The sequence below is a fragment of the Gracilinema caldarium genome (assembly GCF_029265695.1).
Lineage (GTDB): Bacteria > Spirochaetota > Spirochaetia > Treponematales > Breznakiellaceae > Gracilinema > Gracilinema caldarium_A.
Genome location: NZ_JAJUHW010000006.1, coordinates 15,005 through 41,800, shown reverse-complemented (window position 1 = coordinate 41,800; position 26,796 = coordinate 15,005). Strand labels below are relative to the sequence as shown.

Here is a 26,796-nt window from a genome sequence, read left to right as displayed (position 1 = left end):
CCCTTGAAATCTATGAACCAACACCTCATAGTTTACTATAAGGAGCATCAGTTGTGAACCTAAACAAGTATGAATTATCTCCAGAAGATATAGTATTTACCATTTCTCCTCCAGCATTATCTGAAACCATAGATTCGGATGCTACCATCATTGGCCAAAGCAGAGCGATGAAAGCCCTATCGCTTGGATTGGGAATCCATGCGAAGGGATACAACATCTACATCCAGGGTTCTCCGGGAACCGGAAGACGCACAGCTCTACTCAAGGCATTAACAAACTATACTGCATCCCAGGCCAACCTGCAAGATTTTGTATATGTGCCTAACTATGCTGTTCCTACTGAACCTCATATCATTCAACTGCCTGCCGGAACAGGCAGACTATTTAAACAAAAATTACATGACTTCATCGAAGAAATGAAACGGCTCGTCAAGCTCCATAGAGAAAGTGATGTGTTTAAAAACAAAAAAAGCAACCTGGTTTCTTTAATGGAACAACAGGAAAATAAAACCCTGAGCGCTTTTGAAAGTGAAGCTGCATCTCTTGGTTTTCAGATTGTGCAGATAAACGAAGGGGAATCCCAAAGTACTGATCTAGTGCCCCTGCGGGATGGAGTTCCAATCTCATTTGAAGATCTCCAAGCCCAGGTTGCAAGCGGCACCCTTTCTGCCGCTGAATGGAATGCCCTCCGGGAAACTTACTATGCCCTGATCGACCACATGAAGGGGCTTTTTGATTCCCTTAAACGGGAACGTATGGATTTGGATAGAAAAATTCAAGAACTTTCTAAAGAAATGCTCAAACCTCAAATTCATTCACAGATAGAGAAATTGTCCGACGAATTTCCATATCCTGCAATCACCGCTTGGCTCCATACTTTAGAAGAGGACATTATTGGGCATCTCCCTTTATTTTATGCCGAACGGCTCGAAAAAGAAGCACAACGCAGCCATAGCCACCCTTCAGCCCTTATTCGTTACGGAGCCAACATCATAGTAGACCGATCGGGAATATCAAGCCCTCCTGTCATTTTCGAAAACCGCCCTACCCTCACCAATCTTGTTGGTACCATTGAACCACCAGGATCAGTAACCGAAGAACTCCGTTCCGCATACCTGCGAATCAGAGCTGGCAGCCTCATAAAAGCAGCGGGCGGAATTCTTGTCCTGAGAGCGGAAGACATTGTTCAAGACGAGGAAGCCTGGCCATATCTTAAACGGGTACTGCAAACAGGTATTGTCGAAATTCAGTGTCCTCCAAACCCGATCGCCAGTCCCCTTATTATTAAACCGGAACCTATTGAACTGTATGTCAAAGTTGTTTTGATCGGCGAAGAATCCACCTATGACATTTTATACCAAACAGATCCGGATTTTCAGAAGCTGTTCAAAATATGTGCCGAGTTTGATTCAACCATGAATAGAAACGAGCATTCACAGCAGCGATACGCGGCATTTCTGCATAAAATTGTTCAGGAAGAAGGGCTTTTGCCTCTAGAGTCCTCAGGGGTTTCAGCGGTTCTTGAATGGAGTGTCCGTGATGCGGAACACCGGCAAAAACTCAGCACCCGTTTTTCCCGAGTTGTAGATCTTCTGAGGGAAGCTACCTGGTATGCCCGGGAACATCAATTATCAGGGATTTCCGCCGAAGTGATCCAAAAAACTCTTGAACTGCGTTCCTATCTTCACAGGCTGCCAGAAGAAACGATTCAATCCATGATATTAGCAGATGAAATTATTATACAATTCAGCGGGACTGCTATTGGTAAAATAAACGGACTCGCTGTACATGACCGAGGCTACTATTCTTACGGGATTCCCGTCGTTGTTTCTGCCCAAGTCGCTCCCGGCGACGGAGGGGTTATCAATATCGAAGGTGAATCGGGACTTTCAGGTGAGATTTTTGATAAGGCGGTGCTCATTCTTTCAGGATATCTCCGTTCCCGTTATGCCAGAACATTCCCCCTTTCCATCACAGCCAGTGTGTGTTTCGAACAGATGTACACCCCCATAGACGGCGATTCTGCGACAGCAGCCCAACTCTGCGCAATTATATCGGCTATTTCGGGCGTCCCACTCAGACAAGACCTGGCAATCACGGGCAGCGTTAACCAGCTGGGAGATATGCAGCCCGTAGGAGGGGTCTCTGAAAAAATCGAAGGCTTCCATTCAATCTGCTTTAAACGGGGTCTCACCGGAACACAGGGAGTGCTGATACCTCGGAGAAACATGAACAATCTTATTCTGAGCACTCTGGTCCAAAAAGATATTCAAGCAGGACTATTCCACCTCTATGCGGTTAATACTATTGATGAAGCTTTAGAGGTCTTTATGGGCAAACCTGCAGGGATTGCAGACGAAGATGGGGTCTTTCCGCCGGATACTATTAACGGTATTGTTTCCCGGGAACTCAAGCGAATGGCTACAATTATTAAACGATATGAAACTTAAGCCAAATCCTTGCAGAATCACTGTCTGTAATGTTATACTTTTCAGTAGCTTTTTTTTATTTTTTTAAGGAATAATGTATGGCTGTATCGCAGGAACTAATTGTTGATGTTGCAAGAATTAAAAAAGCCATTAATTCAGGAATACCCCTCACCATAACAACCTATACCCTGCCTCATGAAATAGAAGTATATATTGAAGAGGTTTTAGAGGTATTTCTAAAAGAGCTGGGCCAGGAAAAACTTAAAGACTATCTATCCTACTGTTTACGGGAGCTTGCGGTAAACGCTAAAAAAGCAAATACCAAGCGGGTCTATTTCCAAGAACGGGGATTGGATCTCAATAACCCGGAGGACTATAAAATCGGAATGGCCAATTTTAAGCAGGAAACCATGGATAATATCGGCCATTATCTGCAGCTCCAAAAGGAAAAGGGCCTATACATTAAGGTTATCCTGCATGTCAAAGCTCAAATTATCAATCTAGAAATTAGAAACAACGTAACCATCACTAAAACGGAACTGATCCGTATTCATGATAAGCTCGCCCGCTCCCGCCAATACAATTCCCTTGAAGAAGCCCTTACCCAGGTTTTGGATGACTCAGAAGGCGCCGGTCTCGGACTCGTTATTTTGGTGCTGATGCTTAAAAAAATCGGTCTCGACGAAGATTGTTTTGATATAGTCGCCAGTGACACCGAAACCATTGCTAGAATCACCATACCCCTTGACCAGACCAGGGTAGAAAATCTTTCTATATTGTCTCAGGCAATCGTAGACCAGGTTAGCTCCTTACCCCAATTTCCCGAAAATATCGTCATGATCCAGAAACTCATTAACGATCCCAAGTCCGAAATGACTGATATTGCCCGGCAAATTTCCATGGACCCTGCTATGACCGCGGACCTTTTAAAAATTGTCAATTCTGCCCAGTTTATGCTTTCTAAAAAGGTCGACAGTATTTCAGAAGCGGTTAAAATGGTGGGAATTAGGGGTATAAAAAACCTTCTCTATTCCTACGGAACCCAGAAAATTTTAGGAGACGATACTACAGACAAACGCATCCTCTGGGAACATTCATATAAAACCGCTTTTTACGCCTATAATCTAGCAAAAAATTTCCGTAAGGACCGAAACCTACTCGACGACGTCTATGTCGGCGGTATACTCCATGACATGGGCAAAATCATTTTTGCCAATGTACATCCTGACCTTTTAAATAAAATTAAAACCTTTTGCATAGAAAAGGGAATTCCAGCCTCTACCTTTGAAGATTTAGCTGCAGGACTTAACCACGCCGAAATCGGGGCTCTAATAGCAGAAAAATGGAACTTCCCCGATAACCTAGTCAGTGCAATACGGCTGCATCATGATCCTAATGTAGCCCCCACCGAATTCAAGGATCTGGTCGAAACGGTATACCTTGCCAACATGCTCTGTGAATACGAGACAGGAACCATTACGTTTGATCAGATCGATAAAAAACCCCTAGCATCCTTCGGAATTTCTAATGAGAAACAGCTCGAAGTTCTGCTGGAAAAATTTTCGGTCGGTTTTAAACGGGAGAATCAGCGGAGCCGGGTTTAAGAATATACTCCATCCATCGCTGCATAGCTATTCCAAAAGCAACGCCTACATTAAGAGAACCCTTTGCGCCGATGGTGGGTATAGATAGCCTTCCTAAGGAGGCATCTGCCCGGTGCAACGCCTCTGATGAGACCCCCAGCTCTTCAGATCCAATTATCATCGTTGCTTTTTCTGGAAATTTAAACTGATCCAGCGGTGTGCCCCCGGTTTCAAGGGCAAAGAGCGGGCCTTCAAAAGAATCCAGCGACCTGCGTTCCCAGGATAGAGATCGCACACAGCCCATAGCGCTTCGTTCTGCCCTTGGATGAAGCGGATCTGCACAAAAGGGTGATAAATAGAGTTTTTCTGCACCAAAGCACTCTGCGGTCCTGAAAATAGATCCTACATTAAAGGGTGATCGTATATCCTCTAGAAAAACCTGTACTCCTGGCAAAATCTTACGGATTTGTGAGTTTAATTTTCCCTCATCATCTATAAAATCCCAATCAGCTACCGTAGTACCACATACGGTAAGAAGCACATGACGAATTTTATTAACAAAGGGTCTTTGATCAGATTCATCCTTCATTTCATCTAATAATTTAGTAATATAGAGCCGTGTCGCATCTTCAAAATCATTATCAAAAGTCAATAATCGGACGACGTCGATAATATAGGAACCGTGTATCAATTCGGAGCTCAGAGGCTTCCCCACGAGTTGATACTCATATTGGGTCAATATCTTTTCAATTTTATGCAAGCGCTGATGCCGGGGAAGTTTGCGCAATTTTTCAATTGTAATCATAGATGCTTAAAATGCCTGTTTCAGTATATCGTAGGCTTCATCGCTGGTGATCGGCCTTGGAGAATAGGCAATAAAATCGAGACTGCGGGCAGTTTCTGCCACCGGAACGAGCCGATCTAAAACCAGATTAAAATCCTTAAGCCGAGCTGGAACAGATAAAACACCCATTCTTCGCCGTACCCCATCAACAGCAAGGCTTGCAGCCTCTGCTACCGGCACCCCCGTTACGGGTTCTCCGAGCAATTCGGCAATCTTTGCTAATTTTTCAGGCCGAGCAGGAACAAGACGTTCCATTATATGGGGCAATAAAACAGTAGAACACCACGATTTTGCTACAGGGAAACGGCCGTTTAAGGCGTACGCTAATGCGGTACCGATACCAGGGGCGCTGACCGCAGAACCAAGGGCAGTTAAAAAACCTGCATGAGATGAATTACCGACCAAATCAAAGGTTCGGTTCTCCGAAAAGGAATCCAAAATATGACCGTATGATGCAATGGCCTGTTCAAGAATAGCATCGGAAAGAAAATTAGCTTTTGTAGAACAATATGATTCTATCGCAACACAGAGGCCATCAAAAGCTACGGTAGCAGCAAATTTATCGGACAAGAGTTCAGAAACACCACTGTCAATAATAGCAGCAACACAGAGGCCTGGAGGTGTCCGCACGATCTTAACCGACCGATCCCGGGGATCTACGGCGATAAAACGATCGGAAAATAAAAAAGGGTCCCTGCCGCTTGTGGGAACCGCAATATAGGGCAGGCAGTTCCATTCAGCCATAAGACCGTCAAGTAAATCAAATAAATAAGCGCCAGCTTCTTTAAGCATGGAAGCAAGCCGGCTAATAGCCTGGGTTTTTAATCCCCCAAGGCCAATAATGGCGCTGCAACGTCCGCCGCGGGCAAGTTCAGCTACCTGTTCTGCAATCTCAGCAGTAGCCTGGGGAGGAATTTCATCAAATACTATTGTTTCTACCTGAGAATCTTCCAGAACCTGAACAACGCGATCAATTATTTTATTTTCGTATAGAACCTGTTCTGTTACCAGAACAACCCTGCTTCCATACTCAGAGCAAATACCGCCAAGCCTATTAACCGTTTCAGGGCCAATAATTATTTTTGGATCCAGTTTAAAGGAGATATCCGGCATAGATCATAAACCGAACAGATCCATGATCTTTTCGGCAGTTTTGTTTATAACCGTATCGTTTATATAGGATGGATCGTTGATTTTCTGTTTCAGTTCAGCAATTTTATCCATACGGACGTCTGAGGCTGATGATACCAGTTCGATAGCCTGATATAAGTCCCCCTTCTCGACAGCTTCATTGGACAAAGACACCGAATCGGCGGAACCTTTTTTGTGAACCGCTTCGGGTTTTCCCGTCTTTTTGCTGTTTTGAATAGGATCAATGGAACCAATTCTGTCAACTGTCATAACTTCATCCTGCCTTGCCGTATAGATATTACATCGGCCCTTTTATTCTAATAGTTTATCCTTTTTCTTGCCAGATACATACACCGAAAATTCGCCTTTTTGCGTCTCCCTGGACTGCAAAATACCCAAGATTTCCGCTACGGATCCACGCAAGTACTCTTCATGCATCTTGGTCATTTCACGGCCCACACAGAGATATCGGTCCTTATCAAGATCGGCAAGATCCTCCAAAAACTTAAGTATCCTGAATGGTGATTCATAAATAACAAATGCAGAGTCTGTATTCAAGAGCTCCTGAAGCCTCGCTCTCCGCCGTCCTGGCTTTGGAGAAAGAAAACCCTCAAAAATTACCGTCTTATCGAGACCTCCAGCCACACTCACAAGGGATGCAAAAGCAGAAGGACCAGGAATTGGAATAACATTATGCCCCGCTTCGGCCACCAATCGAACCAGAACAGCTCCAGGATCGCTCACTCCAGGGGTTCCCGCATCGCTTGCATAAGCAACCGTTAAACCTTCATTTAAAAGGTTAATCACTTTTTCGGCTGCAATACCTTCATTGTGGGCTCTACAGGAAATAAGCCGCACGGATATTCCCAGATGGTTGAGTAATTTTAAAGTTTGACGAGTATCTTCGCAGGCTACCACATCAACCGATTTGAGAATTTCAACAGCCCGAAAGCTTATATCTCCCAAATTACCGATCGGTGTAGCTATTACATATAAAGTAGACACAATTTACAGTATATCTGTATTACCCTTGGTCGGCTAGCAGGCAATTCGCCAGAGAAAAGCAGCGAACTTTTAAAATTGGCTCATTTCTTTCTGTATCACAATACTGTATAATCAGCATTAAAATCATGGCTGATATAGTTCAAATTCTCGTGATGATCATAATAGCTACGGTACTCCTATATTTCGGATATTCACTCTTTTTTGGTTTTTCTCATAATTCAAAAAACCCAGTCCCCCGTTACAACGGGCCTCTAGAGGGAACACCAGGAGATCCGCGCACCTGTCCAGTCTGTGGAGCAAAGCTTGCTGAGGGAGAACGGGTAAAATCTTCAGCCTTTCCTACTGTAAATGGTACGGACCGGCTCATGCACATCTTTGGGTGTATTTATTGCTTATCAGGGGACCGGAAACGTATCTGCCCTGTTTGTAATGCAACGCTCTCATCGCAAGAGGTGCTTGTTGCCCGTCTGTTTGATAAGCCAGGCCGCTCCCATGTACATGTACTCGGATGCTCCCGCTGCCGAAAAACAGGCATTTCAAAATAACATACTTTTCTGTAAAGCCCTCAATATGCAAATCCGATACTTTTAATGAGGTGACTAAGGCAAATATATGCCCGTCGGGCCACTGTATTTGTAAAATAGCTCCTCAATATCCTCAACCCTTCCTTTTCGGGCGGGTCGAGGGTTCCAGGCACGTTTCAGCTTTTCGTAGAGCAACGGCAAGGATGCCGCGGCGCCTAACCCGCCTTAAGCGGTTTGCGTCGAAAACGCCAAAGGAGTGAAGTCTATGATTATCAACCACAACCTGAGCGCCATGTATGCTGACAGGTCTCTCCGTGTTACTCAGACCAGTATGGACAAAAGTATGGAGAAACTTTCCAGCGGCATGCGAATTAACCGCGCCGGTGATGATGCCTCCGGATTAGCCGTATCTGAAAAGATGCGGAGCCAGATCCGCGGTTTGAACCAAGCGTCCACCAACGCTTCGAACGGTATTTCCTTCATTCAAACCGCAGAAGGATATCTGCAGGAATCCCAGGACATCATTCAGCGACTCCGTGAACTGGCAGTCCAGGCTTCAAACGGTATTTATACCGCAGAAGACCGGATGCAGATCCAGGTAGAAGTCTCCCAGCTGGTAGACGAAATCGACCGGATTGCTTCCCATGCACAGTTCAACGGAATGAATATGCTCACCGGACGGTTTGCCCGGGCAACCGGAGAAAATGTTGTTACTGCCTCAATGTGGTTCCATATTGGAGCCAACATGGATCAGCGCGAAAGAGTGTACATTGGCACCATGACATCCAAGGGCCTCGGAGTCCGCAATGCCGGTGACAATTCTATTCTTTCTCTCGCCGATCCTGACACTGCCAACCGTGCCATCGGAACCCTTGATGAAGCTCTTAAAAAGGTCAACAAACAGCGGGCCGATTTGGGAGCCTACCAGAACCGTCTGGAACACGCTATTCGCGGTATCGATATCGGAGCAGAAAACATGCAAGCCGCAGAATCCCGTATCCGCGATACCAACATGGCTAATGAAATGGTCAAGTTCACCAAAGACAGAATCCTGAGTCAGGCTGGCAATGCAATGCTTGCCCAGGCTAACCAGAAATCCCAGGGTGTACTGCAGCTGCTCCAGTAGGTTTTTAACCGGTAAGGAAGGATGGAGTTTTTCGGGCCAAGTTCCCGAAAAACTCCTTTTTTTTATTTAAATACCGAATCGGCCTTCTCTACAAACCATTTATAAACCGCTTCGGTCCTGTTCGCAAAGGAATCACGTATTTTACCTTCCACACCGGGGATCATGCTTGCCTTTGCAAAGGTTGCCGCATACAGGAGGAGCCCCTCATCACAATCAAGGATACCAATGAGGGATTTTAAATTTTCTTTCTGCACCAGGGGAATAATTCCGTACGAAAGGGTTGTGAGGTTGGTCTGTATAAATACAATGCTGTTTTCGGTGGTTTTATAATCATACCGGTACACATTATCCCCAAAGGTCAAATCTTTCTGACGGGCGAAAAGGGTAGATTCATTCGGAAGCGAACTTACAACAGGATCAGCGACGGTCTTTTTATTTTCCAGATTATCAATCACCGTTGAAAACTCATAAAAGGTGCGCATTTTTTTCCTGCTAGCCGAATAATATTCAATACCAGTCAGGGTGCTAATTGAGCGAATATTATTGAAAAGCCGCAGCTGTTCTGCAGGAAGCCACACCATTCCTATTTTAGAGGCTGGTTTTCGGTACAAATACAAGTTTTCTACCAATAAGGTCGGATGAATAGTTTCAATTATTTCCTGTACAAGTTTTTTTTGGAGTCCATTATTTGGCACATACAGAGCCTGCATATTGCTAGTCGAAACATTTACGATTTTTTGATCCTTCTGCAATAAAACAAAAGTTTCTTTTGAAATAAAATCCGAAATACTAGCCGCGCCTAATTGTCCGAACAAAGAGAGTGCTAAGAACATAACAATAAAAATCTTTTTCATTTTTTTATTTCCTTTCTCCTAAAAAGATAAGGCCGACTTCATCAAAACCATGATGAAACCGGCCTTGGTATCATTAAAACTGTATAACCCGTTTAATGACGGGTACCTTTATAAAATACCCGGACCTGTTTATACAGTCCTTCACCTTCACTTTTTGTTTCCACATCCGCAATATCATTCAGGGTTGTGTGAATAAGCCTTCGTTCAAAGGGGTTCATGGGTTCAAGCAAAATAGAACCGCGGCTCTCCCGCACCTTGTCTGCCACCGAATAGGCAAGACGAACAAGGGACTCTTCACGACGAATACGGTAATTTTCAGCATCCAGAATTACCCGCATATCATCATAACCCAATTTGCTTGCATATATATTTGCAAGCAGCTGAAGGGCGTCAAGGTTTTTTCCCTTTTTCCCAATAAGAATAGAAGAATGTTCAGAATCAATTTTAAGTCCTATTTTCTTTTCTTCCCGGAATAAAATAGAAACTTTTCCTGGATAACCCATTTTTTCAATAAGATCCGTAACAAAGTTCACCAAATTGGTTTCAAAATCATTTTTAGGCTCCGGATCTCCATACACCGGTTTTGAAACAGTGGTTTCTTTGGAAAGCGTTACCGGTTCATCCGTATGCACCCGAATACGGACAAAGCCTTTTTTAAACAGGGTAGATCGTTGGGTTTCTAGGATCTCTACATCAAACTGATCCTTTTCTAGTCTTAATTCCTCTGCAGCTCGATCAATGGCCTCCTTTTCGGTCCGGCCTTCAAATTCATATGTCATACGAATACTCCTCGCAAGAGATAATGCTCATTTATCGTTTTTTCCGCTTCGGTGCTATTACCGGCTCTGGGGCGGCACGGGACGCCTTATGCCTCGCAAGATACTGGTTTATAATCATCTGCTGCACCAAAGTAAGCAGGTTCGACATGATCCAGTACACCAAGAGACCCGACGGAACATCATAGAGAATGAAGAAGAACATGATCGGCATTGCATACAGCATAATCTTCATTTGTGAGTTATTTTGCTGATCCGGAGTCTGGGTCACCTTGCCATACAAGAGCTGGGAAACAAGATATATAAAGGGCAATAAGCGTATATCGCTCCAGTTCAAAATCGGAATTTTATATGGTGCGAAACTAAACACAGATTCGGGCAACGACAAATCAGGGATCCATCCAGGGATAAAGAGTGCGCCCCGCAGATCAAAATGATTGTTAAAAAGATTATACATGGCAAAGAATATCGGAATCTGGAGCAACATGGGCAGACATCCCGCCATGGGATTATAGCCTTCCTTTTTATACAGCTCCGCCATTTCCGCATTCATTTTGTTCGGATTATCTTTATACTTCTCCTGAATTTCCTTAATTTTCGGCGACAGCTCCTGCATGCGAATAGTAGACTCGGACCCCTTTTTCGTTAAGGGGAACATCAGAAGCTTAACGAGGATAGTTAAAAGAATAATCGAAACACCGTAGTTGGGAATTATTTTATAAAAGATAAGCAGGAACCATTTCAACACTGTTTCTACCGGGCCAAGAATACCGCTCGTATTGGCCACGCTGGTCATGTTCATACCGCTCAGCTTAAATGCATTCTTGTCGCTCACATCATAGGCGGCCAAAGCTTTCTGGGTCTTAGGCCCAAGATAAAAACGGAGCACATCGGTAGTCCGAGAACCATTCAAAGCAGGCCTAATTATGTAGAACCGCGATGTATCCTGCAAACCTTGAACCGGTATGGAAGAAAAGGCATAGGTATAATTAGTCGCATCAGGAACGGCTATAAACGTAAAATATTTTCCGGCAATAGCGGCCCAGGATATTCTTGAATTGATGAGGGTAGGCGCTTTTTTGTCTACCTTTTCAGTCTTTTGTTTACCGTTTGTATAGGTATAGTAGTGTCGGTAATCATACCGCTGGTCCAGTTTTTCAAATTTCGGACCAATCTGGGGGCCAAATTCGATTGTGTAGGCAACACCGGAAAAGTTTAGGCTCGGCACAGAGTAACCGCCGTCCAAGGTGACGGAAAGCTCAAACATATAATCGTTGTTTTTAAATTCGTACCGTTTGATGAGCCGGAACGTAGCATTTTCACCGGAACCGCCGTTTGATTCACCTTTTGGCAGTGTATAGTCCCGGTAGAATTCCACCACCGTGTCAGAAATCCTATTTATATTAAAAAACTCAGTTCTAGGTTTAGCATCAATACCACCAAAGGCAAGGGTAAAGGCATGGGATTCCTCATCTGTAGGAAGCACCATTTCTACAAAATCATTCTGGTCCTTATGCTCCTTCAGCTTATAAGAAAGAATGTCCCCACCCTTATTTGAAAGTACGACCCGAACAAGGTTTGTTTCAATTGTGATTTTTTCTTCCGCTACAGGAACATTTGAAACCGCCGTTTCAGGAACAAAAACCAGAGGATCTGAAGAAGTACTGTTGGTAAGATTAGTTCCGTTGCTGGATTCAGCAATTTTGGTATTCCCTTGGGAATCAAGCTTTTGGGGTTGTTCAGTCGTGGTAACCGGTGTCTTTGGAGGAGGAGCAAAATAGCTCTGAAGCATAAAACTTCCGGAAATAACCACCACAGAAAGCACTACGGCTAAAAGTATTCGTTTTTCTTCGTCCATCAAAATTCCTCGATGTTATATTAGGGTACCGGATCATATCCGCCGGGATGAAACGGATGACACCGGAGTATTCTCTTTATTCCCAGCCAAAGTCCTTTTAATGGACCATATTTTTGAATTGCCTCATAGGTATAATGTGAACACGTCGGTGTATACCGACATGAGGGAGGAAAGAGGGGAGAGATAGCCTTTTGATAAAATCTGATGAATAAAAGCATCAGATTTTTTACGATACCTTTCACGTTTTATCCAAAAATAAGCCGGCTTTCCGAAAAAGAGTCTCAAGCTGTTCCAAACGGTCTGCAAAAGTATCAGCCCCTGGATACACCAGAAGCACCAGATCATAACCGATACAAAGCCGGGCTTTTAACAGTCGATAGACTTCCCGGCTTAAACGCCGGGAACGGTTTCGCTGAACCGCATTTCCATATTTCCGCGCAAAGGTAAAGGCGATTCTGTTCACCGGCAAGCCGTTCTGAACCACAAAGAGCTTTGCGCCATTACAGGAAAATTTTCTCCCATCGGCAAAAGCTCTTCGTATTTCTTCCCTTCCCTTAAGTCGTTCCGCAGATCGAAACCGGAAAGACAGTTCAATACCTTTTTTAATAGGGCTTCTTTTCGTCGGAAACAGTAAGCTTTGCCCGACCCTTTGCCCGACGCCGCTTTAATACAAGACGGCCGCCCCGGGTTTTCATCCGCGCGCGGAAACCAAATTTCCGGTTGCGCTTTACTTTACTGGGCTGATATGTACGTTTCATGGGAGAATCTCCTTGATTAATATAACGGCAAGGAAGTATAGAACAAAGACCGGTTTTTGGTCAACCTATGTATGCTTTGCCTTAATTCCCCGCTCCAAACGCTGTAAAAGTTCTTTGAGATGAGGATCCTGAATTTTATCATAATCGGGATCTCCATCAAATTCATGAGAGGTCTCAATTTGCGGATTTTGTTCATCACGCTGCACCGCTTCAGTAGATTCTGATTTAGTATCGGGCAGAGATATCCCTGACTTTGCAAGTCGTATGCTGATACCATTTATAGTCAGGTGTGGAAAGGAGCGGCGAACCTGATCAAGTATATCCTTTTCTTTCGATTGAAGTATCATGATCCAACCAGGATGATCAGCTTCGACAAATAGTATATTCCGTTCCAACTCAACTATACGGCTATGGGCAGCGAGCCGTTCTCCCGCAATCTGGAACCATGATTTAAAAAGTTCGGAATAGGTCTTTCCCTCTTTTACAAGCCGTTCATCAAAAAATGCGGAAAGAATATCACCTGCTTTTTTCATAACCTAAGCTCCCCGTTTTTAACATGATACACCAGAGTGCCTTCAGGTTTATAGCGGTCAAAGGGCTCTTCAGGCAAAAAAGTAAAAAAGGCCTGTTCGTTTTCAGGAAGAACTGAAAAGAATTTTTTCCGCTTTTCTGGATCCAGTTCAAGCATAACATCATCCAGCAGCAATACAGGAAGCCTCTTTGCTATACTTGTATAGAGCATCGCTTGAGCTACACGAAGAAGCAGTGCGAGAAGACGCCGCTGCCCAGTAGAAGCCTGGGTCTCAAACTCCCGTTCATATCGGACAAATTGGTAGCGGTCCCGGTGAGGCCCCGAAAGGCTCATTTTTAAAATCAATTCCCGTTCCCTTGTTTTTACCAGGTGTTCTACAATGGTGTCCCTGTCTGCGGAAGTCCAGGAAGGCTTATAACAAAGTATAACACCATCGATTCCTGTTATTTTTTCGTATAACTGGGAAAATACAGCGGAAAATTGATCAGAAATCATTTTTCTTTTTTCGATAAGAGCTAAACCGACCGTTGCAAGCTGGTAATCGAGGCTTTCAAGGGTATCTATAAATCCGTCTTTAAGGATCACATTACGGAGTTTCAGTATATGCCGGTAACGCTGAAGATCCTCCAAATACAGGCTATCATACAAACTTAAGGTTTGATCAAAAAACCATCGCCGTCGCTCAGGACTTCCTGAGACAAATTCCATATCTTCATGACAAAAAATGATAGTGGGACTTAAAGATATGAGCTCTTTCCGATTTTTTGCCAGCTTTTCATCAATCTGTATGCTTTTTTGAGCCCCCTGCAGCTTGATGCGCACCTGGTGCTCAATGTCACCGGATAAAACAGCAGTAAGGGAGGCTTCTCGATTTCCGTCTCTTACCAGCTGAGTATCCCGGACACCCCTAAAAGAAGAACCATAGGCGCATACATAGATGGCTTCCAGCAGATTTGTTTTGCCCTGACCGTTTTCGCCAACAAGAAAAACCGTGTTTGACGGAAATTCAATCAGAGCATCAGCTAGATTGCGGAAACCGACAGTCCGTAATTGAGAAAAAGACATGGATTAATCATGTTGCATAGGCATGACAATATGGAAAAAGTCCTTTTCCGGTACCGGTTTAATCGTAATAGCTCTGTTCGGCTCAGTAAAGAAAATGCTGACCGATTCTTCATTCATTACTTTAAAGGGCTCTTCGATATACCGGTAATTAAGGGCTATAGATACTTCGTCTCCCGCATATTGGCAGGGAATATCTTCTTTAGCACCTCCGATTTCGCTTTCTTCGGAAACAACCGAAAGCATACCGGGATTCACATTCAAATAGACCCGACGGGATTTTTGTTCAACCAAAATTGAAACACGCTTTAAAGCATCGAGCATTTCCTGCCGGTTAATGGTGAATGAATGACTCTGGCTTTCGGGAATAACCCGGCGATAATTCGGGAATTGACCTTCGATCAAAACAGACGAAAGCTGATAAGCCCCAAAGGTGATGAAAATATTCTTTTCTGTCACCCGTATTGTTGCCATTCCTTCATCACCCGCCCGTTTTACTACTAAATTAAGAATTTTTGGCGGTATTATGATACCGTTAAAATCAGGCACCGGAGACGTAATCTGCTTTTTTATAAAAGCCAATCGCCGGCCATCAGTGGCGACCATAACAAGGTCATTTTCCTGCCGTTCAAAAAAGACGCCGTTCATAAAATAGCGGGTTTCATCATCCGAAACGGCAAAGACAGTTTGAGTTATCATATCCTTTAAATCTTTTATGGGAATGTTAAAGGACTCTGCGGTACCCGCGGCAGGGAACTCTGGAAATTTGTCCGCCGTAATACTTTTAAGCTGAAATTTTATTTTTTTAAAGCTTGGTTTGATAACTATTTTGTTTTCCGTTTGTTCGAACTCTATTTCTCCCTCAGGAATAGAGTTGAGAATACCCATAAATTTATCGCAGAAAACAGTAGTAGAACCTTCCTCAAGAACGGTTACCGGAAGACGGGTTTCGAAATTAACCTTGATATCCGTAGCTTTAATAAGTAACGTATTATTTGAAGCTTCCAAATATACATTTGACAATATGGAAATAGCGTTTTTGCTAGAGATGATTTCCTGAGCAATACCGATTTCTTTTGATAGGATACTTCGATCGCAAATAAATTTCATAATTCCTATCTCCTTCTTAATATATAAATATTAGTAGTAGTGGTAATAGGGGCCATTGATATGTGGATACTGTAGATATATCGTTATAAAACAATAATTTATAGTATCCACAATCATGGGAAAAGTAGAACAGCCTTTTCCACATTCCCACAACTACTAGTGTTTTCCACTGTCTTTCCTCATAATAATAACATGTTTTCAGTTCTTTGTTCTATAATCTTTTATAAGACGAATCAGGTTTTGAATTACCGTTTCCAGAGTCGGATCGGAACGAATTCGTTCTTCTATTTTCTGACAAGCATGCATAACAGTAGTGTGATCCCGGCCTCCAAATTCCAGCCCTAATTCGGTTGTTGAATATTCAGTGATCTCCCGTGCTATGTACATTGCCAGCTGTCGGGGAAAAACAATATTTTGAGTTCGCTTTTTGCCTTTAAGATCGTTATAGGAAAGAGAAAAATATTCGGCCACAACCCGCTGAATTACCTCAATAGACATATTTGAATGTTTTGGGGAGGCAAATACATCTTTTAAGTGCTGTTGGGCAATTTCTATAGTGATGGGTTTTTGAACAAGTTCGGTATAGGCGATCAATTTAGTCAACGCCGCTTCTAGGTCACGAACATTGGAAGTAATGTTCTTACTTACCAATTCCAATACTTCCTGGGGAATTGACCCATTTCGGGCCTCTACTTTCTTCTTTAATATCGCAAGCCGAGTTTCATAATCTGGAGGCTGTAAATCTACGGTAAGACCCCGTTCAAAGCGTGAACGGAGCCGATCGGAAAGGTGTTTTAATTCCGACACAGGCCGATCGCAGGTAAAAATCATTTGCTTATTAGCGTCGTAGAGGGCGTTAAAGGTATGAAAGAGCTCTTCTTGTGTTTCAGTCTTGTTCTGTAAAAAGTGAATGTCGTCAACCAAAAGAACATCGACAAAACGGTATTTATTTTTAAATGCCGTAGTTTTGTTTGCCTGCACGGCCTGTACAAACTCGTTAGTAAAGGTTTCAGCAGTAATATAGATAATTTTTGCGTTGGAATGTTCGTAGATGTAGTTTCCAATAGCCTGCATGAGATGGGTCTTTCCAAGTCCTACACCGCCGTAAACAAGGAAGGGATTGTAGGCTGTTCCAGGATTCTTAGAGATTGCAAGAGCAGCGTTAGCGGCAAAACTATTGTTGTCTCCGATAACATAATTGGCGAATGTGTAATCCCGTCGGAGCAGGGGATGGGGATCCTTTTGTTGGGGAGTAAGGACAGGGGATGCTTGATTCTGATTTTTGCTCGAAGGTTCAGAAGAGCTTCTTCGCTCAGGGGTAGTTCCGTTAGACTGGGACCGTGTATCTGTGTCAGCTGTATTTTGTTTCTTAGGAACCACTTCAAATTGGATTGATATCTGCTGCCCCGATAAATCGTGTAATTTTCCTTCTATAAAAGATTGATATCTCAGTTTTACCTGGTCGCGGTAAAAAGAAGAGGGTACACCGATGACGATGGTATTTTCTTCCGATCGGAGGTACTGGATATTAAACCACATGACAAATTCCTGTTCTTCCAGTTCCTCTTTAATCTGGCTCATTGCTTCTTTCCAGAAAATTTCATAATCCCATACAGCCATACTGCCTTCCTCAATGTTTCTTCAAGTTTTTCACAAATTATCCACAATTATTTCAGAATTTTCAAATAGATTTTTTGTAATATAGCCATCATTTTTATAAAAAAACACCATAAAAATGAATAGTAGTTTTTAAATAATTATTTATAATACATAGATATAAATCAATTTAATTAAGAATTATATTCAATTTTGACATCAAAGCTAAATCGTTACAAGAATTATAATAATATTCTAACAAATTATCCACAAGTTGTACACATATTTGTTGAACTAGCGTTTGCCTTTACTTTTTATCGGTAAACGGCTATACTCAACTGTCATTTTTCTCTAGTAAGCTGTTAAAGAAGTAGGTTTTTTTCTTTCAGCCTTCGGTTTTTCGACAGCCTGCTAGTTATAACAAGGAAACAAGATGGATTCAAGCTATTCAGCGCAGAGTATTCAGGTCCTTAAAGGCCTGGAGGCGGTACGAAAACGTCCCGGCATGTACATCGGATCGACCGGAATTGATGGGTTACATCATCTTGTTTATGAAGTCGTCGATAACTCTGTCGATGAGGCCATGCAGGGCCATTGTACCGATATTTTAGTTGTACTAGAAAAAAATGACGTGGTCCGGGTAGAAGATAACGGCCGCGGTATTCCTGTTGATATACACCCGACGGAACAGGTAAGCGCCCTGGAGTTGGTGATGACCAAACTCCATGCGGGCGGTAAATTCGATAAGAACTCCTACAAGGTATCCGGTGGTTTGCATGGCGTCGGCGTCTCGGTTGTAAACGCCCTCTCTACCTGGTGTGAAGTTTATGTTCATCGGGAAGGGAAAATATACTTCCAGAAATACCATATCGGAGTTCCTGAAGAGTCTGTAAAAGTTATTGGAACCACCGATAGGCGGGGAACTATAGTACGCTTTTTAGCTGATGCTACTATTTTTGAAACCACGACCTACAACTTTGATGTTCTTTCCAACCGTCTGCGGGAGCTGGCCTTTTTAAATAAGGGCATTAAAATTTCTATCCGTGATGAGCGGCTTACTACCCCGAAAAGCCATGAGTTTGTATTCGAAGGCGGTGTAGTCAGTTTTGTAGAATATCTTAACCAGAACAAAACGGTACTCCATAAGGAATGTATTTATATAGCCGGCAACAGGGACGATGTGGAAGTTGAATGTGCTATCCAATATAACGATGGTTTTAACGAAAATATGTTCTCCTTTGTCAACGACATTAATACCCGGGAAGGGGGGACCCACCTGGTTGGTTTTAAGTCCGCTTTGACAAGGACGTTGAACGAATATCTTAAAAAATCTAAACTGGCAAAAAAAATGGACGAAAGTCTTTCCGGAGACGATGTCCGGGAAGGACTCACCGCAGTATTATCTGTAAAGGTTCCTAACCCCCAATTCGAGGGCCAGACTAAAGGAAAGCTCGGCAATTCGGAAGTAAAAGGCATTGTAGAGTCCCTGGTAAATGAACAGCTTGAACTCTTCCTTGACCAGCATCCGGATATTGTTAATGCCATTCTGGAAAAGACCGTGCTGGCCGCCAAGGCCCGTATTGCAGCCCGGCAGGCCCGGGATGCAACGCGGCGGAAAAATCTTATGGAAAGCGCGGGCCTGCCGGGGAAACTGGCGGACTGTTCGGAAAAGGATCCGGCCAAATGCGAGCTTTTTATCGTGGAAGGTGACTCTGCTGGGGGGTCAGCTAAAATGGGCCGAAACAGAGCTTTTCAAGCTATTCTTTCCCTGTGGGGAAAAATGCTTAACGTAGAAAAGACTCGAATAGAAAAGGTTATTACGAACGATAAGCTGCAGCCTATTATTGCCAGTATCGGGGCTGGTATTGGGGAAGAATTTGATATCTCAAAACTCAGATACCATAAAATCATTATTATGGCCGATGCTGACGTAGACGGTTCTCATATCAGAACCTTGCTATTAACCTTCTTTTATCGGTATATGACTGAGCTCATTGAGCGGGGCCATGTGTACCTTGCCATGCCGCCGCTTTATAAAATTACCTATGAGAAAAAGGTCTTTTACGCATATGATGATACTGAGAAGGACCGGATTCTTGCCGAATCTGGTAAAGATCCGGAAAAGGTATCTATTCAGCGCTATAAAGGTTTGGGCGAAATGAATCCTGACCAGCTCTGGGAAACCACCATGGATCCGGAGCGGCGTAACATTGTCCAGGTTCATATGGACGACGCAGTGGAGGCGGAACGGATTTTCTCCACCCTTATGGGAGAACAGGTTGAACCGAGGCGGATTTTCATAGAAGAAAACGCCCTGGCTGTCTCCTATCTTGATGTATAAAGGTTGAAACTATGGCTGAATCGGGCGGAAAAATAATACCAGTTGCAATAGAAGATGAAATTAAGACCGCATACCTTAACTATGCCATGTCGGTCATTGTCAGCCGCGCCCTTCCCGATGTTCGCGATGGGCTTAAACCGGTACATCGGCGGCTTCTGTATGCCATGGACGAGCTTGGCTTACACCCGAATGCGGCCACGAAAAAAAGCGCCCGTATAACCGGTGACGCCATGGGTAAATACCATCCCCATGGAGATATGTCACTCTATGATGCCCTGGTGCGTATGGCCCAGGATTTTTCACTCCGTTATCCGCTTGTGCAAGGGCAGGGTAACTTTGGTTCTATTGATGGAGATCCACCAGCCGCATCCCGTTACACCGAGGCAAAGCTGTCCCGGATTGGCGATGAAATGCTGGCGGATCTTAAGAAAGAAACCGTCGATTTTGTTCCCAATTACGATGAATCCTTAACGGAACCGGTGGTGCTCCCCTCGGCAGTTCCAAACCTGCTCATAAATGGTTCTAGCGGTATTGCCGTTGGTATGGCGACCAATATGCCGCCCCATAACCTCAAAGAAGTGTGTGATGCTATTTGCGCATTCATCGACAATCCGGATCTCTCAGTCGATGACCTGATGCACTATATCAAAGGACCCGATTATCCTACGGGGGGCATTATTTTTGGCCGTCGAGGCATTCGGGAAGCCTATAAAACCGGCCGGGGTAAGATTATTACCCGGGGTAAATTTGTTATAGAAACGTCGAAAACAGGAAAAGAATCTATAATATTCAATGAAATACCTTATGCTGTTAATAAATCGAATCTTTTGGTAAAGATTGCAGAGCTTGTTCGTGACAAGGTAATCGACGGTATTTCTGAAATTAGAGACGAATCGGATCGGGACGGGCTGCGTATTGTCATCGAGCTAAAAAAGGGTGCCATTGTTAAGGTTGTGCTGAATCAGCTCTTTTCCCATACGGCCCTGCAGTCTTCCTTTGGTGTTATCAATCTTGCCCTGGTCGAAGGCCGTCCTCGCTGCCTCAATCTCAAGGAACTGATTTATTATTATGTGGAACACCGGGTTGATGTGGTTACCCGGCGAACCAAATTTGACCTCCGTAAAGCCCAGGAACGGGCCCATATCCTGGAAGGACTAGTAATAGCCCTGGCTCATATCGATGAAGTTATCGCCATTATCAAAGCTTCCCGGGATGTGGATCTGGCTAAAAAGAACTTGATGGACCGTTTTGTGCTCTCTGAGGTCCAAGCCCAGGCAATCGTAGATATGCGCCTTGGCCGCCTCACCAGTTTAGAGGTGGAGAAACTCAAACAGGAACTGGAGGAGCTTAAGACCCTCATTGCCTATCTGCAATCCCTCCTTGACGATCCCCAAAAACTGAGGGGAGTTATTAAGGATGAAATTAAGCTTATCGCGGAAAAGTATGGGGATCCGCGGCGTACGGAAATTGTGGCCGACGAAGTGGAGTCCATCAATATAGAAGACCTCATAAAAAAAGAAGAAATGGTCATCCTTATTTCCAACCTGGGGTATATCAAGCGTGTACCCGTAAGCTCCTACAAAAGTCAGGGCCGGGGAGGAAAGGGGATGAATAGCGCAAAATTGTCCGAAGACGATTTTGTAAAGCAGCTCTTTGTGGCTTCGACCCATGACTACATTATGTATATTACCAGTAAGGGTAAGGCCTACTGGATGAAGGTCCACGAAATCCCCGAAGGATCCAGGATTTCCCGGGGTGCCCATATCAAATCGCTGCTGGCGGTTTCTCCTAACGAAGATATTACGACTGTAGTTGCCTTTAAGGATTTTTCTGCGGACCAGTATATTTTTATGGGAACCGCCCGTGGTGTCGTTAAGAAAGTACAGACCGATGAATTTGTTAACGCAAAGACACGGGGGATTATCGCGATTAACCTTGATGAAGGGGATAGCTTGGTCAGCGCTCTTCTTACAAAGGGTGATGATGAAATTGTCCTGATTACCCGAAAAGGTCAGGCTCTGCGGACCGCCGAGGAAGAGGTCCGTGCAAGCGGCAGGTCTTCCCGTGGTGTATGCGGTATCAGGCTCGATTCTGATGATGAACTTGCCGGCGTGTTGCGGATAGACGATACGGAAAAAATGCTTATCCTCTCCGAGTTTGGCTACGGGAAGCGGGTAGAGTATGTGGAGTTTTCAGCCCATGGTAGGGCTACCGGTGGTCAGCGGATCTATACAGTGAGCGAAAAAACCGGCGAACTGGTTGGCTGTGTTTCTGTCGGGGATGATGACTCCATTATGTGCATCACGAGCCAGGGAAAGTCCATTAAAGTGGCGGTAAAGGAAATTTCAGTCATGGGCCGGTCTGCACAAGGGGTTCGCATCCTTAATATAGAACGGCCAGACTTTGTCATCGGTGTAGACCGTATAGCCCGCGAAAAGGATGAGCAGGACCTTTCCGCAGGCGAGACCGATTCCCCGTCTCAAGCGGAAGAATCCGAATCTGAAGTATAAGGGAAAAAGTTACTATGTCTGATTCTTGGAACTTAGTTCCTGGAATCGGACGGTAATTATTGTTTTAATCAATTCAATAGGTAAAGGTTTTTCATTGGGAAATTGAATTGAGCCTTTTCCCTGAACATATCCAGAAATTTCATTTTGTAAAACTTCTATTGTATGGGGCAGTGGATAAATACCAATATGATGCTTAAACGCCGCAAAATGGAAAACATTTTTATTGTTCACCATCAGGGTTGGCATGTTATATTTGATGGCTTCTTGAGCGTTCGGAATAATTGTATGACCAAGGGTTCTAATAGTTTGTAATCGGTTTTGAATATCTGCAGGAAACTGAGCAATATAGTCTTGAATATTTTCAAATACTGCTTTCATATTTTGGTCCTCCTTTATAAAGCATATTATTTAAACATTAATTTGTAAAATTTGAGGTAATAATTTTAAAAAAGGCACAAGGCTTAAAGTCAAGAAATTGGTTCTATTGTTATGTGTCAAAACAATGTGTAACGATTTAAAATTTTGTTTCACGTGAAACAATTTAAGTGTTCCAATTTAAACGTTTTTTCTACGCTGCGAGTTTTGAAATTGGCTTTGTGATTGCTTTTGTTTACATGTTGCTGCAGAGTAACTATTCGTAATCGCCGCGCTAAATCTCTGATTCCAAGGCTGCTCTTTCAATACTCTGTGATTTTGAAAGAGCCTTATTGGAGATACAACTGTTTCACGTGAAACAAACCCTATTGAAAAGAGCTCATTTAAGTAATAAATGACCTAATTAATGCTTTTATCTTTCGGTAATAAATTTAAAAATATAGTAGGTAGCCCAGGTCTTTTAAATACACGAGGGCAGTTCTTACAAAACTCAAGAGTTTTGTAAGAACCTCTGACTTTTAAAAGATCCTCAGCTAAGAAAAACAGCCTTGCTATATCTATTTAGAACTGTGATTTAAACATTGCTGCAGATAACTGTAAAAAAAGAGCTGTAAATGAAGCTCATATATAAATCAAAGTAAATGAGAAAATATTATAAGTCTGTAACTTTTGAAATTGCCTTTGTGATTATAATCTCTAGGCCGATTTACTCGAAGAGTTGGGCTCGAAATTTAAAATTGGTTCGATTCCCTGGTTCTGTTTCACGTGAAACATAAAGCCGCTTTTGAAATTTTACCGATACCAGCTTATGCTATCTATAAGGGGTATACCGATGAAACGAATAGGTACTTTTATTATGGTTCTGATTGTATCTTCATCCTTGGTGTATGCTCAAAATGAGACGGTCGACTATAAGGAATTAAACAATTCCCTTTTATTGCGTTTTGATACTATCGCAATAAAAAGCCGAAGTAATCGAACCATAACCGGATCTATTGTGGCAGGCCTTGGAGCAATTTCTGTGGCCGCTGGGGCTTTTGTTGCATTAAGCCCTTCTTCCAATCCTGATGAGGCCCGTATGCTTGGTATTGGGCTCATGGCTGGTGGCGGCGTATTAGTTGGTTTATCAATACCTATTTTTCTTATTCCTTCATATCAGGAGCAAAAAGTAAAGACTGCAGAAGCGTATAAGCCGGAAAGTGAATTTGAACGATACAAATATCTTGATAAGACTATCGAAGATTTGGCTGCATCGTGTCGGATGAGACGGCTCTTAGCAGCCGGCATATTAACCGGTGTCGGTGTAGGAAACTTTCTATGGGGCAGCCCTTTAGCAGGAACGGTGCTCGTTTGTGGCGGCTTGGTACCATTGTTTATAGAAAGTCCAGCTGAAACAGAATATAAACAATATGCCCAATCTGAAAGGATAACTGAAAGGCCTGAAGATTAGATTCATTATTTTTAGTTAAATGTGCTGCGCCTGTTAATCAAGCGCAGCGCAACAATATTAAGGTTCTTTCAAAACTCAAAGAGTTTTGAAAGAGCTCCCCTGAAATCCGCGATTTGAAGCGACGGTTGCATGCGGGTTTTAATCAAAAAGCATGCAACCGCAAGCAATCGCAAAGCAAATTGTGAAAGTAACAGACTTTTGTATTTTGCACATTTATAATAAATTTTCTGGGTTCAGGCCTTCCATCTCTGGTATGACAAAGCGGCCATCTTTGCGTATAAGCCGATCATCGAACCAAATCTCGCCGCCGCCCCATTCAGGCCGTTGAATGAGTACCAAATCCCAGTGCAAGGCTGATTTGTTGCCGTTATCGCAATCGTCATAGGAATTCCCTGGGGTGAAATGAATAGAGCCAGCAATTTTTTCATCAAAAAGGGTTTCTTTCATTGGCTTTGTGATATAGGGGTTTACACCAATGGCAAATTCACCCACATACCTGGCCCCTTCATCAATATCTAGAATACGGTTAATCCGATCCGTATCGTTCGATGAGGCAGAAACAATTTTACCATTCTTAAATTCGAATTTTATTGATTCATAGACAAAACCTTGATAATCGCTGGGAGTGTTGTAGGCTATGGTTCCATTAACCGAGTCCTTTACGGGGGCTGTATAGACTTCGCCGTCGGGAATATTCATGGTCCCGTCGCATTTAATAGCTGGAAGACCTTTAATGGAAAAGCTAAGATCCGTGCTGGGACTTACAATGCGGACACGATCTGTTTTTTCCATGAGTTCAACCAGGGGATCCATGGCTTTTGACATTTTTTGGTAATCCAGGGTGCAGACGTTAAAATAAAATTCCTCAAAGGAGTCTTCGCTCATGGATGCCATTTGGGCAAAACTGGGAGAGGGATAGCGCAAAACCACCCAGCGAGTATTGGGAACTCGTTCTTCCATATGGACCAATTTGGTTATATACCGGTTGTAAAGATCCTGTTTGTCCGCAGGCATATCAGCCCAGGCATATACATTCCGTGGGGATGTAAAGCCTATAAAGGCATCCATTTCTTTCATCCTATCACGTTCAAATTTTGCCTGCCATTTGAATTGTTCTTCTGTCGCCCGTGCATAGAGCGTCCGTTCAAGATTTTTATCGCTGAGGTGCACAAAGGGAATCGCCCTTGCATCATGAACGGTATTAACTAATTCTTTTACAAAATCAAGTTCAAAGTTAGTGTCCTGTATCAGGACTTTTTCACCGGGCTGTAATTTTAATGAATAATTTACCAAGATGTCCGCTAATTTTTGTAACCGTGGGTCTTTCATAATAGTTCCTTAGTCTTCATGTTGATGAAATCTGCGACGAGATTTTTTTAAGCTTTCCAATTTTTTATGCAATAGCCGCTGTTCCCGGGATGCCTTTGTCGGCTTGGTTGGTTTACGCTCCTTTGGCAACCGGGCGGCTTGAATAATAAGCCCTTCAAGCCGTTTAAAGGCGAGAACCCTGTTATCCAGCTGGGACCGTTCATCGCTGACAAAGAGAACCAGGGCCTCTTCGGAAGTGATTCTATTGGAAAGAACAGATTTTAGCCGCTGCCGTTCCGCATCTGAGAGCCCTTGGAGTTCATCAAGGTTGATGCGGATTTCGACCCGGCTGTTGACTTTGTTTACGTTTTGGCCACCAGGTCCGCCTGAGCGGGAGAACTGCATAGTAGCGTGAGATGCCAGCGAGGCACTCAGACGAACCAGGTCCATGTTATTTTGAAATAGCCTTTTGAAGGGCTTCTACCTTATCGGTTTTTTCCCAGGTAAAACCGTCCCGGCCAAAATGACCATATGTAGCAGTTTTTCTATATATTGGTCTTCTTAAGTCCAAGGTGGCTATAATGCCTGCAGGGGAGAGATCGAAGATTTCGGTGACCGCCTTTTCTATCGCCTGTTCGCTCACCGTATTGGTGCCGAAGGTGTCAACCATGACGGAGACCGGGAATGGAACTCCGATTGCATAGGCGAGCTGTACTTCGCATCGTTCTGCAAAACCTGCGGCAACGATGTTTTTAGCCACATAGCGGGCCATATAGGCTGCTGAACGGTCTACCTTGGTTGGATCTTTTCCGGAAAAGGCGCCGCCGCCATGGCGGCCCATACCGCCGTAGGTATCGACGATTATTTTTCTTCCCGTAAGGCCCGTATCGCCAAAGGGGCCGCCAATAACGAAGCGTCCTGTGGGATTGATAAAATACCGGGTTTTTGCGTCCAGCAGTCCCGTTGGGGCTAAAACGGGTTTTACAATTTCTTCGATAATTGCTTCTTTAATGTTCTCGTAGGCAATTCCGTCATCATGCTGGTGGGAAACCACAACCGTATCAATCCTGATAGGTTTGTGACCTTCATATTGTACGGTAACTTGGCTTTTAGCGTCCGGTCTGAGCCAGGGAATGATTTTGGCTTTTCGCAAGAGGGTTGCCTTTTCAAGAATTTGATGAGCTAAGGTTATCGGCGCTGGCATCAGGTTCGGGGTTTCGGTGCAGGCAAATCCGAACATCATGCCCTGGTCACCTGCGCCCTGCTGTCCCTTAAATTCTTCGAGTCCCTTACCCGATACCCCCTGGCTGATATCTTCTGATTGGTTGTGTATCATGTCGAGGACCGCCATCGATTCGAAGTCGAGTCCATAGGCGGGGTTGGTGTATCCTACTTCTTTAACAACGTCTCGAGCAACTTGCTGGATGTCTACAAAGGTGTTGGTGGTGATTTCACCGCCTACCAGCACCATGGCGGTGGATGCGAAGGTCTCGCAGGCAACACGGCTTTCTGGGTCTTTTTCAATACAGGCATCGAGAATGGCGTCGGAAATTTGATCGCAGAGTTTATCGGGATGCCCCTCTCCGACCGATTCGGATGTAAACAGGTATTGTCTATTTTCCAT

Annotated in this window: 25 protein-coding genes; 7 read left to right on the top strand and 18 right to left on the bottom strand. The window is 43.7% G+C overall.

Features of this window, described 5'->3' with window-relative positions; all coding sequences use genetic code 11:
- The first annotated feature begins 53 nt into the window (after positions 1-53).
- Together Q7P68_RS03560 and Q7P68_RS03555 are read left to right on the top strand one after the other, a co-directional pair.
- Entirely contained in the window at positions 54-2,450 is a 2,397-nt protein-coding gene (locus Q7P68_RS03560; protein ID WP_304222885.1) for an ATP-binding protein, read from the top strand.
- A gap of 77 nt (positions 2,451-2,527) precedes the next feature.
- Complete coding sequence (locus Q7P68_RS03555; RefSeq protein WP_304222883.1) at positions 2,528-4,033, top strand: HDOD domain-containing protein; 1,506 nt, start codon at positions 2,528-2,530, stop codon at positions 4,031-4,033.
- On the opposite strand, the gene Q7P68_RS03550 is transcribed toward Q7P68_RS03555, so the two are convergent.
- The 4 genes from Q7P68_RS03550 to rsmI are packed head-to-tail and all read right to left on the bottom strand — an operon-like array spanning position 4,002 to position 6,992.
- Complete coding sequence (locus Q7P68_RS03550; protein ID WP_304222880.1) at positions 4,002-4,817, bottom strand: TrmH family RNA methyltransferase; 816 nt, start codon at positions 4,815-4,817, stop codon at positions 4,002-4,004. The two genes, Q7P68_RS03555 and Q7P68_RS03550, sit on opposite strands and share 32 nt — an antisense overlap.
- 6 nt (positions 4,818-4,823) lie before the next feature.
- Complete coding sequence (locus tag Q7P68_RS03545) at positions 4,824-5,969, bottom strand: iron-containing alcohol dehydrogenase (RefSeq protein WP_304222877.1); 1,146 nt, start codon at positions 5,967-5,969, stop codon at positions 4,824-4,826.
- 3 nt (positions 5,970-5,972) lie between these two features.
- Complete coding sequence (locus Q7P68_RS03540) at positions 5,973-6,257, bottom strand: flagellar biosynthesis anti-sigma factor FlgM (protein WP_304222874.1); 285 nt, start codon at positions 6,255-6,257, stop codon at positions 5,973-5,975.
- A gap of 42 nt (positions 6,258-6,299) precedes the next feature.
- Positions 6,300-6,992, bottom strand: a complete 693-nt coding sequence (gene rsmI / locus Q7P68_RS03535; RefSeq protein WP_304222871.1) for a 16S rRNA (cytidine(1402)-2'-O)-methyltransferase — start codon at positions 6,990-6,992, stop codon at positions 6,300-6,302.
- Between the two features lie 125 nt (positions 6,993-7,117).
- Here rsmI and Q7P68_RS03530 point away from each other — a divergent pair, with 125 nt between their 5' ends.
- Positions 7,118-7,537: a hypothetical protein gene (locus Q7P68_RS03530; protein ID WP_304222868.1), complete on the top strand. Its 420-nt coding sequence runs from the start codon at positions 7,118-7,120 to the stop codon at positions 7,535-7,537.
- Positions 7,538-7,781: 244 nt separating this feature from the next.
- Positions 7,782-8,642: a flagellin N-terminal helical domain-containing protein gene (locus tag Q7P68_RS03525; RefSeq protein WP_304222866.1), complete on the top strand. Its 861-nt coding sequence runs from the start codon at positions 7,782-7,784 to the stop codon at positions 8,640-8,642.
- 62 nt (positions 8,643-8,704) lie between these two features.
- Here the strand turns inward: Q7P68_RS03525 and Q7P68_RS03520 are convergent, their stop codons facing one another.
- The 10 genes from Q7P68_RS03520 to dnaA all read right to left on the bottom strand — a co-directional run bounded on the left by Q7P68_RS03520 (position 8,705) and on the right by dnaA (position 17,212).
- Positions 8,705-9,496 (bottom strand): DUF6675 family protein, encoded by a 792-nt coding sequence (locus Q7P68_RS03520; RefSeq protein ID WP_304222864.1) that lies wholly within the window; start codon positions 9,494-9,496, stop codon positions 8,705-8,707.
- A 92-nt stretch (positions 9,497-9,588) separates the two neighbouring features.
- Positions 9,589-10,275 carry an RNA-binding cell elongation regulator Jag/EloR gene (gene jag, locus Q7P68_RS03515; protein ID WP_304222860.1) on the bottom strand — a complete coding sequence of 229 codons (687 nt, stop codon included), beginning with the start codon at positions 10,273-10,275 and terminating at the stop codon, positions 9,589-9,591.
- Between the two features lie 31 nt (positions 10,276-10,306).
- Complete coding sequence (yidC, locus tag Q7P68_RS03510; protein ID WP_304222858.1) at positions 10,307-12,130, bottom strand: membrane protein insertase YidC; 1,824 nt, start codon at positions 12,128-12,130, stop codon at positions 10,307-10,309.
- A 20-nt stretch (positions 12,131-12,150) separates the two neighbouring features.
- The gene (gene yidD / locus Q7P68_RS03505; RefSeq protein WP_304223023.1) at positions 12,151-12,348 is read right to left on the bottom strand and encodes a membrane protein insertion efficiency factor YidD; all 198 of its coding nucleotides are present in this window, start codon (positions 12,346-12,348) and stop codon (positions 12,151-12,153) included.
- Positions 12,349-12,368: 20 nt separating this feature from the next.
- Positions 12,369-12,719 carry a ribonuclease P protein component gene (rnpA, locus tag Q7P68_RS03500; RefSeq protein ID WP_369695313.1) on the bottom strand — a complete coding sequence of 117 codons (351 nt, stop codon included), beginning with the start codon at positions 12,717-12,719 and terminating at the stop codon, positions 12,369-12,371.
- 13 nt (positions 12,720-12,732) lie between these two features.
- Complete coding sequence (rpmH, locus tag Q7P68_RS03495) at positions 12,733-12,888, bottom strand: 50S ribosomal protein L34 (RefSeq protein ID WP_013967490.1); 156 nt, start codon at positions 12,886-12,888, stop codon at positions 12,733-12,735.
- Between the two features lie 65 nt (positions 12,889-12,953).
- On the bottom strand, positions 12,954-13,421 hold the full coding sequence (locus tag Q7P68_RS03490; protein WP_304222854.1) for a DciA family protein: 468 nt from the start codon (positions 13,419-13,421) through the stop codon (positions 12,954-12,956).
- Positions 13,418-14,485, bottom strand: coding sequence for a DNA replication/repair protein RecF (gene recF / locus Q7P68_RS03485; RefSeq protein ID WP_304222852.1), 1,068 nt, complete (start codon positions 14,483-14,485; stop codon positions 13,418-13,420). The genes Q7P68_RS03490 and recF overlap by 4 nt, the downstream gene beginning before the upstream one ends.
- A 3-nt stretch (positions 14,486-14,488) precedes the next feature.
- Entirely contained in the window at positions 14,489-15,592 is a 1,104-nt protein-coding gene (gene dnaN, locus Q7P68_RS03480; protein WP_304222849.1) for a DNA polymerase III subunit beta, read from the bottom strand.
- A 198-nt stretch (positions 15,593-15,790) separates the two neighbouring features.
- The gene (gene dnaA, locus Q7P68_RS03475) at positions 15,791-17,212 is read right to left on the bottom strand and encodes a chromosomal replication initiator protein DnaA (RefSeq protein ID WP_304222845.1); all 1,422 of its coding nucleotides are present in this window, start codon (positions 17,210-17,212) and stop codon (positions 15,791-15,793) included.
- 409 nt (positions 17,213-17,621) lie between these two features.
- Here dnaA and gyrB point away from each other — a divergent pair, with 409 nt between their 5' ends.
- Both gyrB and gyrA read left to right on the top strand, forming a co-directional pair.
- Positions 17,622-19,529 carry a DNA topoisomerase (ATP-hydrolyzing) subunit B gene (gyrB, locus tag Q7P68_RS03470; RefSeq protein WP_304222842.1) on the top strand — a complete coding sequence of 636 codons (1,908 nt, stop codon included), beginning with the start codon at positions 17,622-17,624 and terminating at the stop codon, positions 19,527-19,529.
- Between the two features lie 11 nt (positions 19,530-19,540).
- Positions 19,541-22,039, top strand: a complete 2,499-nt coding sequence (gene gyrA / locus Q7P68_RS03465) for a DNA topoisomerase (ATP-hydrolyzing) subunit A (protein ID WP_304222840.1) — start codon at positions 19,541-19,543, stop codon at positions 22,037-22,039.
- Positions 22,040-22,051: 12 nt separating this feature from the next.
- Here gyrA and Q7P68_RS03460 read toward each other — a convergent pair whose 3' ends face one another.
- Positions 22,052-22,417 carry an iron chaperone gene (locus Q7P68_RS03460; protein WP_304222838.1) on the bottom strand — a complete coding sequence of 122 codons (366 nt, stop codon included), beginning with the start codon at positions 22,415-22,417 and terminating at the stop codon, positions 22,052-22,054.
- Positions 22,418-23,246: 829 nt separating this feature from the next.
- On the opposite strand from Q7P68_RS03460, the gene Q7P68_RS03455 reads away from it, so the two are divergent.
- Positions 23,247-23,864 carry a hypothetical protein gene (locus tag Q7P68_RS03455; protein WP_304222836.1) on the top strand — a complete coding sequence of 206 codons (618 nt, stop codon included), beginning with the start codon at positions 23,247-23,249 and terminating at the stop codon, positions 23,862-23,864.
- Positions 23,865-24,077: 213 nt separating this feature from the next.
- Here the strand turns inward: Q7P68_RS03455 and Q7P68_RS03450 are convergent, their stop codons facing one another.
- From Q7P68_RS03450 to metK, 3 genes are read right to left on the bottom strand one after another with little or no spacing between them, the layout of a single operon-like run.
- On the bottom strand, positions 24,078-25,193 hold the full coding sequence (locus Q7P68_RS03450) for an aminopeptidase (RefSeq protein WP_304222833.1): 1,116 nt from the start codon (positions 25,191-25,193) through the stop codon (positions 24,078-24,080).
- 9 nt (positions 25,194-25,202) lie between these two features.
- Entirely contained in the window at positions 25,203-25,622 is a 420-nt protein-coding gene (gene arfB, locus Q7P68_RS03445) for an alternative ribosome rescue aminoacyl-tRNA hydrolase ArfB (protein ID WP_304222832.1), read from the bottom strand.
- 1 nt (position 25,623) lies between these two features.
- Positions 25,624-26,796: a methionine adenosyltransferase gene (gene metK / locus Q7P68_RS03440; RefSeq protein WP_304222830.1), complete on the bottom strand. Its 1,173-nt coding sequence runs from the start codon at positions 26,794-26,796 to the stop codon at positions 25,624-25,626.

Excerpts from the sequence above, each read along its gene's own strand:
- Q7P68_RS03555 (WP_304222883.1), top strand. The coding sequence starts at position 2,528 with ATGGCTGTATCGCAGGAACTAATTGTTGATGTTGCAAGAATTAAAAAA.
- Q7P68_RS03550 (WP_304222880.1), bottom strand. The coding sequence starts at position 4,817 with ATGATTACAATTGAAAAATTGCGCAAACTTCCCCGGCATCAGCGCTTG.
- Q7P68_RS03545 (WP_304222877.1), bottom strand. The coding sequence starts at position 5,969 with ATGCCGGATATCTCCTTTAAACTGGATCCAAAAATAATTATTGGCCCT.
- Q7P68_RS03540 (WP_304222874.1), bottom strand. The coding sequence starts at position 6,257 with ATGACAGTTGACAGAATTGGTTCCATTGATCCTATTCAAAACAGCAAA.
- Q7P68_RS03530 (WP_304222868.1), top strand. The coding sequence starts at position 7,118 with ATGGCTGATATAGTTCAAATTCTCGTGATGATCATAATAGCTACGGTA.
- Q7P68_RS03525 (WP_304222866.1), top strand. The coding sequence starts at position 7,782 with ATGATTATCAACCACAACCTGAGCGCCATGTATGCTGACAGGTCTCTC.
- Q7P68_RS03520 (WP_304222864.1), bottom strand. The coding sequence starts at position 9,496 with ATGAAAAAGATTTTTATTGTTATGTTCTTAGCACTCTCTTTGTTCGGA.
- jag (WP_304222860.1), bottom strand. The coding sequence starts at position 10,275 with ATGACATATGAATTTGAAGGCCGGACCGAAAAGGAGGCCATTGATCGA.
- yidC (WP_304222858.1), bottom strand. The coding sequence starts at position 12,130 with ATGGACGAAGAAAAACGAATACTTTTAGCCGTAGTGCTTTCTGTGGTG.
- yidD (WP_304223023.1), bottom strand. The coding sequence starts at position 12,348 with ATGCTTTTATTCATCAGATTTTATCAAAAGGCTATCTCTCCCCTCTTT.
- rpmH (WP_013967490.1), bottom strand. The coding sequence starts at position 12,888 with ATGAAACGTACATATCAGCCCAGTAAAGTAAAGCGCAACCGGAAATTT.
- Q7P68_RS03490 (WP_304222854.1), bottom strand. The coding sequence starts at position 13,421 with ATGAAAAAAGCAGGTGATATTCTTTCCGCATTTTTTGATGAACGGCTT.
- recF (WP_304222852.1), bottom strand. The coding sequence starts at position 14,485 with ATGTCTTTTTCTCAATTACGGACTGTCGGTTTCCGCAATCTAGCTGAT.
- dnaN (WP_304222849.1), bottom strand. The coding sequence starts at position 15,592 with ATGAAATTTATTTGCGATCGAAGTATCCTATCAAAAGAAATCGGTATT.
- dnaA (WP_304222845.1), bottom strand. The coding sequence starts at position 17,212 with ATGGCTGTATGGGATTATGAAATTTTCTGGAAAGAAGCAATGAGCCAG.
- gyrB (WP_304222842.1), top strand. The coding sequence starts at position 17,622 with ATGGATTCAAGCTATTCAGCGCAGAGTATTCAGGTCCTTAAAGGCCTG.
- gyrA (WP_304222840.1), top strand. The coding sequence starts at position 19,541 with ATGGCTGAATCGGGCGGAAAAATAATACCAGTTGCAATAGAAGATGAA.
- Q7P68_RS03460 (WP_304222838.1), bottom strand. The coding sequence starts at position 22,417 with ATGAAAGCAGTATTTGAAAATATTCAAGACTATATTGCTCAGTTTCCT.
- Q7P68_RS03455 (WP_304222836.1), top strand. The coding sequence starts at position 23,247 with ATGAAACGAATAGGTACTTTTATTATGGTTCTGATTGTATCTTCATCC.
- Q7P68_RS03450 (WP_304222833.1), bottom strand. The coding sequence starts at position 25,193 with ATGAAAGACCCACGGTTACAAAAATTAGCGGACATCTTGGTAAATTAT.
- arfB (WP_304222832.1), bottom strand. The coding sequence starts at position 25,622 with ATGGACCTGGTTCGTCTGAGTGCCTCGCTGGCATCTCACGCTACTATG.
- metK (WP_304222830.1), bottom strand. The coding sequence starts at position 26,796 with ATGGAAAATAGACAATACCTGTTTACATCCGAATCGGTCGGAGAGGGG.